We start from the raw sequence: 9,801 nt of genomic DNA on the forward strand, positions 1-9,801 counted from the left end.
ATGTTGATTGATCAATGCGCTAATCCTTTTCAAAACATGTCCATAATCTGCGCGGGAGTAGCCTGGTAACAGCTATTTCTCCCGCGGCTGTATAAACCATGAGAGTTACCTTGTGTTTTGTATAAGGGGACTATACTCATATCAAAATAGGTGACTCTCAATCTTTAATACACTTTATTGTTTTTGTTCCTCTAGGCCTCGGTTTTTCAGCATATGCTTAATACTCGGTGGCTTACCGCGCCAGTCGATATACAGTTTTTCCAAGTCTTCACTATTACCACGTGACAACACTTTATCGCGGAAACGTTGGCCATTCTCTGCCGTCAGACCGCCGTGTTCGGTAAACCAGGCAAAAGCATCATCTGCCAGCATTTCTGTCCACAGATAAGCATAATAACCGGCAGAATAACCGCCACCCCAAATGTGGCTGAAGTAGCTGGAACGATAGCGCGGCGGTACGTAGCTGAGATAGATGTTGTCTTGTTGCAGGGACTCGGCTTCAAACTTATCCACGTCCTGCTGTGGTTGAGCCGCGGTCAGCATATGCCAGTGCATATCCAGCAACGCGGCTGACAGAAGTTCGGTCATGCTATAACCTTTGTTGAATTTGTCAGCTTTATTGATTTTATCCACCAACGTCTGTGGCATTGCTTCACCGGTTTGGTAATGCTTGGCATAGTGGGCAAACACTTTTGGATCACGCGCCCAATACTCATTAAATTGTGATGGAAATTCCACAAAATCACGGGCGGTGTTGGTGCCGGACAGGCTCGGATATTCCTGATCGGCAAACATTCCGTGCAAGGCATGCCCAAACTCATGGAATATTGTGATCACGTCATCATACGACAATAGCGCTGGTTGGCCCGGTGCTGGTTTAGTAAAGTTGGCGACGTTGTAAATTACCGGCTTGGTTCCGATGAGCTTTGACTGATCGACAAAATTACTCATCCAGGCCCCACCGTTTTTGTTGTCGCGCTTAAAGTAATCGGCATAAAACAACGCCAATGGCTTCTTGTCTTTATCGAAAACTTCATACACGCGGACGTCGGGTTGATAAACTGGGATGTCTTTGCGCTCTTTAAAAGTAAGGCCATACAGCAGATTGGCGGCATAGAATACGCCATTATTCAGAACGTTATTCAACTCGAAATATGGCTTAATCTGTGATTCATCCAAATCATATTTTGCTTTGCGTACCTGTTCGGCATAAAACGGCCAGTCCCAGGCCTCCAGCTTGAAGCCTCCTTTTTGCTGATCAATCACCGCCTGAATGTCTTTGGCTTCGCGCTCAGCGCGTGCAGTGGCCGCTGGTACAATATCACGCAAAAATTTCAATGCGGCTTTAGGCGTTTTGGCCATCTGATTTTGCAGTTTCCACGATGCATAATCCGGGAAGCCTAGCAGCTTAGCTTGTTCAGCACGGATCTTCGCTAACCGGGCCAGGGTTTGACGCGTATCATTATCGTCACCTTTTTCAGCTCGCGTCCACGAGGCCTCAAATAACGCTTTACGCGTCCCACGATCTTTCAGGCTTTGCAGACTCGGCTGTTGGGTCGTGTTTTGCAATACCAACAACCATTGTTTATCTAGGTTACGCTCACTGGCAGCCTGCGCAGCTGCGGCAATTTCACCCTCGGACAGCCCGTCCAGGCTGGCTTTATCTTGAATCGCCAGCGCACCATTTTGGGTTGCCGCCAGCAGTTTGTTAGTAAACTGGGTACTGAGTGTTGCTGCTTCCTGGTTCAACGCCTTTAACTTTGTTTTATCTGCATCAGATAAGTTGGCTCCCGCTAACTCGAAGTTTTGATAAGTCACTTCCACCAATCGGCGCGATTCTGGATCCAGATTCAACGTTTCGCGCTGCTGGTAAATGGTTTTGATACGGTTGAACAATTTACTGTTCAGCATAATTTCATCATTCATTGCTGCCAGTTTTGGTGAAGTTTCTTCATTCAGTTTTTGTAGCCTGCCAGTGGTATTAGCCGACGTCATTGCCCCAAATACGTTCATCACCCGTGTTAACATTGCCCCCGATTTCTCCAGCGCGACAAATGTATTTTTAAAACTAGGTGCAGCGGGGTTATTGGCGATCTTCTCTACCTCCTTCAGTTTCTGTTTAATACCGGCCGCAATTGCGGGGGCATAGTCTGTTTCTTTTATCTTATTGAACGGAGGAGCCTGGAACGGTAGTACACTTGGAGAGAAGAAAGGATTTTTGTTCTTCTTGTATTGTTGTTGATTCGCTTCATCGGTCACACTCACCTCCTTTACTTGGTCACTTGATACGTTCGTGTGGTCAGATCCCAGTTTATTTTCTTCGGCCTGCGCCTGACTGCCTAGTGCCAAGCCAATAGCTAGTACTAAAGTGGATAAACGCATTAGTCTAAACTCCTCCATGTAAATAGGTTATTTATCAATGAAATGACTTCATAGGCGCTTTGACACAGTTAATTAACTAACTAAACAATTAACTAACGTAAACCAATTCGTCCAATGATTAACTGAAGAGCGCAAACAATGAAGGGTTATGGCAACACGAGAAACGGTATTGCCTCCATGCAACATGGGTGTTACATGAATGTAACATAATGAGAGCGATGGGTCGGTGTGCATAGTTCTTGTTCCGGGTTTTGTGACTCTGCACATAAATTTTTTTTATCTGGTGACGTTTGTTTTGGGGAATTGGTGCTTGAACGTTTATTTATTGTAGTCAAGACGGAAGTTCGGCTTCTGACGTGTTATCATGCGCGCGCTTTTTGTCGATAATCAAGGGAGCTTGTCATGAATGAGTTGAAAAACGACCGCTATCTGCGCGCCTTATTACGTCAGCCTGTTGATATTACACCCGTATGGATGATGCGTCAGGCAGGACGCTATTTACCTGAATATAAAGCCACGCGTCAGGAGGCGGGGGATTTCATCTCGTTATGCAAAAATACTGAATTGGCTTGCGAAGTTACGCTCCAGCCCCTGCAACGTTTTCCATTGGATGCGGCGATTCTGTTTTCTGATATTTTGACGATCCCTGATGCAATGGGATTGGGGCTTTATTTTGAAGCAGGTGAAGGGCCGCGTTTTCAATTTCCGATCCTTAATCGTGCTAATGTGGCAAAGTTATCTGTCCCCGATCCAGAGATGGAGTTGGGTTATGTGATGGATGCTGTTAGAGCGATCCGCAAAGCACTAGCAGGGCAAGTTCCTCTGATCGGTTTTTCTGGCAGTCCGTGGACATTGGCGACTTATATGGTCGAAGGGGGAAGCAGTAAGGCATTTACTAAGATCAAAGCCATGATGTATGCTGAGCCCGCGACATTGCATCTACTGCTGGATAAATTGGCAAACAGCGTTATTCTATATCTAAACGCGCAAATTAAAGCTGGTGCTCAATCTGTCATGATTTTCGATACTTGGGGCGGTGTGTTATCTCAGCGTGATTATCAGGAATTTTCGTTGCAATATATGCATAAAATTGTCGATGGATTAATCCGTGAACATGAAGGCCGCCGTGTACCTGTGACTCTGTTTACAAAAGGCGGCGGGCAGTGGCTTGAGGCGATAGCTGCAACAGGTTGTGATGCCCTTGGGCTGGATTGGACAACGAATATTGCTGACGCCCGCCGCCGTGTCGGGGATAAAGTTGCTTTACAAGGTAACATGGACCCATCCATGCTGTATGCCGCGCCAGCGCGAATTGAACAAGAAGTTTCGACGATCCTACAGGACTTTGGTGCAGGCAGCGGGCACGTTTTCAATCTGGGGCATGGTATCCATCAGGATATTCCGCCAGAACATGCAGGGGCTTTTGTCGAAGCAGTGCACAGACTTTCAGTAAAATATCATCAATAGCCTATGATTGATACGAAGGCATTACGTCAGGAACAGATAGAAAAAGCACGACAGGTTATCCGCCATGATGCTTTTTCTGCGTCTTTTGTACCGGAGTTCATTGCGGGCGCGGATGTTGGATTTGAAGAAAACGGTACGATAACCCGTGCTGCCATTGCTATCTTGCATTATCCCACCCTTAAACTGGTAGAATACCAAATCGCGAGGGTGGATACTGTACTCCCCTATATTCCCGGTTTACTCTCATTTCGTGAATATCCGGCATTGCTCGCAGCATGGAATAAGCTAAATCTACGACCCAATCTGGTGATGGTTGATGGTCAGGGTATTGCCCATCCGAGACGCTTGGGGGTTGCCAGCCATTTTGGCTTGCTGGTGGATGTTCCGACAATCGGGATAGCTAAAAGTCGCTTATGTGGTGAGCATGAGCCTGTGGGCGAGGCATTGGGTAGTAGTCAGCCATTGATCGATCATGGTGAACAGATTGGTCTCGTATGGCGGAGTAAAAAAAGATGTAATCCACTCTATATTTCCATCGGTCATAAGATCAGTATTGAGAGTGCTATCTATTGGATTGAACATTGTATGAAAGGATATAAATTGCCTGAACCGACCCGTTGGGCTGATGGAATTGCCTCAAATAGACCGTTTTTTAAGCAAACAATGCAGAAAAATCTATAATTGAGGCGGAAATATGTGGATATTCTTGATTTTCAGGTAAACTTCGACGCAAATTAAGCATCATGAGTAACAGCTAATGTTAAGAAACCCGATCCACCTGAGGTTGGAGAAACTTGAAAGTTGGCAACATTTGACTTTTATGGCTAGTCTATGTGAGCGGATGCATCCAAACTATCGAGCGTTTTGTTGCCAGACTGAGTTTGTAGATCCTGCGCAATATCGTCGCATTCTCGATCTGGTTTGGGAGACATTAGTTGTCAAAGATGTAAAAGTAAATTTTGATAACCAACTGGAAAAACTGGAAGCCATTATCCCATCAGCAGATAGCTATGATATTTATGGTGTGTATCCAGCAATTGATGCGTGTATTGCATTAGGTGAAGTCATTCATTCGCGTTTGAGTGGTTCAACGTTAGAGCATGCAATAGCCGTCAGTGAAATATCCATCCGAACTGTCGCCATGCTGGAAATGACCCAAGTTGGTAAAGAAATGACAGAGGATGAATTAAAGGCATTGCCTGCCATTGAAGAAGAATGGGATATTCAATGGGAGATTTACCGTTTATTGGCGAACTGCGAAGAACGGGACATAGAATTAATTAAAGGATTAAAGGCTGATCTCCGTGAGTGCGGGGTCAGCAATATCGGCATAAACTTGGAGTGATAAGTCATAAAACGTGACTTAGTGCTTGAATTGCCGGATTTAAAGACTTCACATTTGCCCTCACTCTGTTCTACATTGAGGGCGAAAAGAAGTGGCTATCGGTGCGTGTATGCAGGGGTGCTGTCAAATCGGCATATCCGTCGCACTCGATGCTTTGCAAACGATAAACACACTGTAAGGATAATCTATGAATAAGACTGAATTAGTTGATGCAATCGCAGCAGGTGCTGATCTGACCAAAACTCAGGCTAAAGCTGCCCTGGAATCAACTTTGAATGCAATCACTGAATCTCTGAAAAACGGTGATGCAGTGCAACTGGTTGGCTTTGGTACTTTCAAAGTTAATCATCGTGCAGAGCGCACTGGTCGTAACCCACAGACTGGTAAAGAAATCAAAATTGCAGCAGCAAACGTACCTGCTTTCTCTGCTGGTAAAGCACTAAAAGACGCAGTTAAGTAATCGTATTGCGAAAAAAGAAGAGAGAGGGGAATTCAACGCCCCTTTTGTTGACGCTACAGGGGCTGCTAGCATTGGGGGTTATCTCATTGCTCAGCGCCTGTTCAGTCCAACCAAAAACTCCAATTTTCAGCGCCAGTGGTTTCATTACCGATGGTGGCGTTATCCGCTTATGGCGCTTGAATGATCAAAATAGTAAACCTCAAGTTATTATGAGTGTTTACAGCCCCTATCATCATAAAAATACCACTGTCTCTTTCTATGAATACCGCCGGGGGAATTTGTGGCAAGTGCGTCGTAATGTACTCAACAACTATCCGGTAGAAGAGATTTTGCGGTTAGATAGAGAGGACAATGTTATTTTTATGCAAAGTCAGTTCGATGGCCGACGTGAACAACTCTCCAATGATGACATTATTAGCTTGCAGTTTGATGCTAAACGGACAAAGGAAATCAGCAATGCTTTAATTGCAGGAGCAGTTAAACTGGTTCAGGGACATTGGCAGAATGGTGAAGTGACTACTTGTGCGGGGAAAAAAGTATTTATTGAGTTTGAGCCTCAGGATCGGGTATGGCTCGAAGAAAGGCACAAGAATAGTTATGGTACACTCACAATTGCATGGTTGGAAGCCCCGGCAGGGAGGCAGTTATTACTGGTTGCCAATGATGATTTTTGTCGCTGGGAGCCGACGAAAGATAAGTTGTAAGTCTGTATTTTCGCCAGCCCTTTATTTCCGATTATTTTATTTCAGACGCGCAATGGCACGATAACCAATGTCTTTCCGATAAAAACAACCTTCCCAGTTAATCTTTTCAGCTTTCAAGTAAGCCTTTTTTTGTGCTTCTGCAATATTGCCACCTAATGCCGTAACACATAAAACACGGCCACCTGCGGTTACTATCTCTGTATCCTTGAGCGCTGTTCCCGCGTGGAAAACTTTTTCATCAGATTGAGTTTCGTTGAATAGTGCTTCTTGATTCAGGCCAGTGATCACATCACCTTTGGTATAATCAGCCGGATAGCCATTTGCCGCTAACACTACACCCAGTGCAGAGCGGGCATCCCAGTCGGATGTTTTGCCATCTAACTGGCCTTTTGCTCCAGCGAGACAGAGTTCAACCAAATCAGAGCGCAAACGCATCATAATTGGTTGGGTTTCAGGATCACCAAAACGGCAGTTAAATTCGATAACTTTCGGCTCACCTTGTTTATCAATCATCAAACCTGCATAGAGAAAGCCGACATAGGTATGTCCTTCTGCAGCCATACCTTCAATTGTCGGGTAAATGATTTTCTCCATCACACGCTGGTGGATCTCATTATTTATAACTGGTGCTGGAGAGTATGCGCCCATTCCGCCAGTATTTGGCCCTGTATCTCCATCACCGACCCGTTTGTGATCCTGGCTGGTTGCCATGGGAACCACATTTTTACCATCTGCCATGACAATAAAACTGGCCTCTTCTCCGTCCAGAAATTCTTCAATGACAATACGGTGCCCTGCGTCACCAAATGCATTGCCCGCCAACATATCTTTAACAGCGTTTTGAGCCTCTTCCATCGTCATGGCGACAACTACTCCTTTACCTGCTGCCAGACCATCGGCCTTAATGACAATAGGTGCTCCCATTTTTTCCAGATAAGCGAGAGCGGGTGCAACTTCTGTGAAATTTTGGTAAGCCGCTGTTGGTATATGGTGACGTGCGAGAAAATCTTTGGAGAAAGCCTTAGAACCTTCCAGTTGGGCGGCCGCCTTAGTCGGGCCAAAGACTGTCAGCCCTGCCTGTTGAAAAGCATCAACCACACCGATAACCAGAGGGGCTTCTGGCCCTACAATAGTGAGAGCAATATTATGGCTTTGAGCAAAGGCCAATAAACCATCAATATCTGTTGCAGCAATATCTACATTCTTTAGATTCGTTTCCAATGCTGTTCCAGCGTTACCCGGTGCGACATAAACTTGGCTTGCCAGCGGAGATTGAGCTGCTTTCCACGCCAGTGCATGTTCCCTCCCACCACTACCAATAATCAGTATATTCATCAGGTTCTCCTATTATAAAGCTGAGATAGGTTAATGGCGGAAATGACGCATGCCGGTAAAAATCATGGCAATGCCATGCTCATCAGCAGCAGCAATCACTTCATCATCACGTATAGAGCCGCCTGGCTGGATCACACAACTCACTCCCACGGCTGCGGCAGCATCAATACCATCTCGGAACGGGAAAAAAGCATCAGAAGCCATAGCACATCCCTGAACTTCCAGCCCTTCATCGGCTGCCTTAATTCCTGCGATCTTAGCTGAATAAACACGGCTCATCTGGCCTGCACCAATACCGATTGTCATATTATCTTTGGCATAAACAATGGCATTGGATTTAACAAACTTAGCGACTTTCCAGCAGAATAGCGCATCCTGCATTTCTTGTTCTGTTGGTTGACGTTTAGAAACTACCTGTAATTGAGCTTTTGTTACCATACCTAAGTCACGCTCTTGTACCAATAAACCACCATTGACACGTTTGAAATCTAACCCGACAGCGGGTAAATACCATTCGCCACAGGACAGAACACGGATATTTTGTTTGGTTGCCAGAATGGGCAAGGCTGCTTCATGAATAGTAGGTGCAATGATGACTTCAACAAACTGGCGCTCAATGATGGTTCTGGCAGTATCTGCATCCAGTTCACGGTTAAAGGCAATAATTCCACCAAATGCGGAGGTAGGATCAGTTGTGAATGCTCGATCATAAGCTGTATGGATATCAGTTCCAATCGCAACGCCACAAGGATTGGCATGTTTGACAATTACGCAAGCAGGTTCGGAAAAGGTTTTCACACACTCCAGAGCGGCATCGGTATCTGCGATATTATTGTAAGAGAGCGCCTTGCCTTGTAATTGTGTGGCTGTAGCAATAGAAGCTTCTTCTATATTCTCTTCTATATAGAAAGCAGCATCCTGATGACTATTCTCACCATAACGCATATCTTGCTTCTTGATGAAGTTCAGATTTAGTGTACGAGGGAATTTACCTGACGGTTGATCGATTTCACCGTGATAAGCAGGAACCAGTTTGCCAAAGTAATTGGCGATCATGCTGTCATAAGCGGCTGTGTGTTCAAATGCTTTAATAGCCAGATCGAAGCGAGTTGATTGGGTCAGAGAATTCTGATGGTTATCCATTTCCTCTATAATCTTGTTGTAATCTTGGCTATTAACAACAATAGCGACATCTTTATGGTTCTTGGCTGCGGAGCGAACCATGGTCGGGCCGCCAATATCGATATTCTCCACCGCATCTTCCAGAGAGCAATCCGGCTTCGCGACAGTTTGCGCGAAAGGGTAAAGATTGACGACGACCATATTAATCGGCGCAATCTGATGTTGCGCCATCACTGCATCATCTTGCCCGCGTCGACCAAGAATGCCGCCATGTACTTTAGGATGAAGTGTTTTCACTCGTCCATCCATCATTTCAGGAAAACCAGTATAGTCGGAAACTTCGGTAACATTCAGACCTGCTTCGGCCAGTAGATGTGCTGTTCCCCCTGTTGAAAGCAGTTCGACACCGCGATTGGATAAGGCTTTAGCAAATTCAACAATACCCGCTTTGTCAGAAACACTCAGCAGGGCACGATGGATTGGACGAAGCTGTTGCATTAGTGTGATCCCTTGGATTTCATCAAACAAGAATGTGTCATTAAAAAATTATGTGGTAATTTTTCTACTATGATTGTAACGCAAACGTTTGCGTGATGCTCGATAAATTTTATCAAAATATCCACCTGTTAATAACTTGTGTGTAACTTCGTATAAGTCGGGATTTTGCTGTGTAATTCAGCAAATGATAATTTTTTTCAAAAAAACTATTGTCAGCGCCGGAAAACTCCCTATAATGCGCATCCGTTGTCACGACAAACACACAAACCAGTCGGGATGACAAGCGTGAAAAGCCGCGAAAATAAAGGCTTGACACGCTGAGAGGAAAGCGTAAGATACGCAGCCTCGCAACCCGGAACGAACGTTCGGTTGCCCTGCTCTTTAACAAGTTAATCAGACAATCTGTGTGGGCACTCGCAGGACATTATCAACAAGGCCGAAAGGCCAGAAAGATTAAAGTCTTGAAGAGTGACTGAAACAGTTAATTC

At 45.2% G+C, this 9,801-nt stretch carries 8 protein-coding genes; 5 read left to right on the plus strand and 3 right to left on the minus strand.

Annotation, left to right across the window (positions count from 1 at the left end; translation table 11 throughout):
• Positions 1 to 174: 174 nt before the first annotated feature.
• On the minus strand, positions 175 to 2,382 hold the full coding sequence (gene dcp / locus Xind_RS02155) for a peptidyl-dipeptidase Dcp (RefSeq protein WP_187649375.1): 2,208 nt from the start codon (positions 2,380 to 2,382) through the stop codon (positions 175 to 177).
• 402 nt (positions 2,383 to 2,784) lie between these two features.
• On the opposite strand from dcp, the gene hemE reads away from it, so the two are divergent.
• From hemE to Xind_RS02180, 5 genes are all read left to right on the plus strand, one after another.
• Positions 2,785 to 3,849, plus strand: coding sequence for a uroporphyrinogen decarboxylase (gene hemE, locus Xind_RS02160; protein WP_187649376.1), 1,065 nt, complete (start codon positions 2,785 to 2,787; stop codon positions 3,847 to 3,849).
• 3 nt (positions 3,850 to 3,852) lie between these two features.
• Complete coding sequence (gene nfi / locus Xind_RS02165) at positions 3,853 to 4,530, plus strand: deoxyribonuclease V (RefSeq protein WP_047684887.1); 678 nt, start codon at positions 3,853 to 3,855, stop codon at positions 4,528 to 4,530.
• A 76-nt stretch (positions 4,531 to 4,606) separates the two neighbouring features.
• Positions 4,607 to 5,194, plus strand: coding sequence for a YjaG family protein (locus tag Xind_RS02170; protein WP_047684884.1), 588 nt, complete (start codon positions 4,607 to 4,609; stop codon positions 5,192 to 5,194).
• Between the two features lie 187 nt (positions 5,195 to 5,381).
• Positions 5,382 to 5,654 (plus strand): nucleoid-associated protein HU-alpha, encoded by a 273-nt coding sequence (gene hupA / locus Xind_RS02175; protein ID WP_010848914.1) that lies wholly within the window; start codon positions 5,382 to 5,384, stop codon positions 5,652 to 5,654.
• A gap of 47 nt (positions 5,655 to 5,701) precedes the next feature.
• Positions 5,702 to 6,358, plus strand: a complete 657-nt coding sequence (locus tag Xind_RS02180) for a DUF1481 domain-containing protein (RefSeq protein WP_420856058.1) — start codon at positions 5,702 to 5,704, stop codon at positions 6,356 to 6,358.
• A 36-nt stretch (positions 6,359 to 6,394) separates the two neighbouring features.
• On the opposite strand, the gene purD is transcribed toward Xind_RS02180, so the two are convergent.
• The gene (purD, locus tag Xind_RS02185) at positions 6,395 to 7,693 is read right to left on the minus strand and encodes a phosphoribosylamine--glycine ligase (RefSeq protein WP_187649377.1); all 1,299 of its coding nucleotides are present in this window, start codon (positions 7,691 to 7,693) and stop codon (positions 6,395 to 6,397) included.
• Positions 7,694 to 7,723: 30 nt separating this feature from the next.
• The gene (purH, locus tag Xind_RS02190) at positions 7,724 to 9,313 is read right to left on the minus strand and encodes a bifunctional phosphoribosylaminoimidazolecarboxamide formyltransferase/IMP cyclohydrolase (protein WP_047684878.1); all 1,590 of its coding nucleotides are present in this window, start codon (positions 9,311 to 9,313) and stop codon (positions 7,724 to 7,726) included.
• Positions 9,314 to 9,801: the final 488 nt, after the last annotated feature.

The sequence above is a fragment of the Xenorhabdus indica genome, from assembly GCF_014467235.1.
GTDB classification, from domain to species: domain Bacteria; phylum Pseudomonadota; class Gammaproteobacteria; order Enterobacterales; family Enterobacteriaceae; genus Xenorhabdus; species Xenorhabdus indica.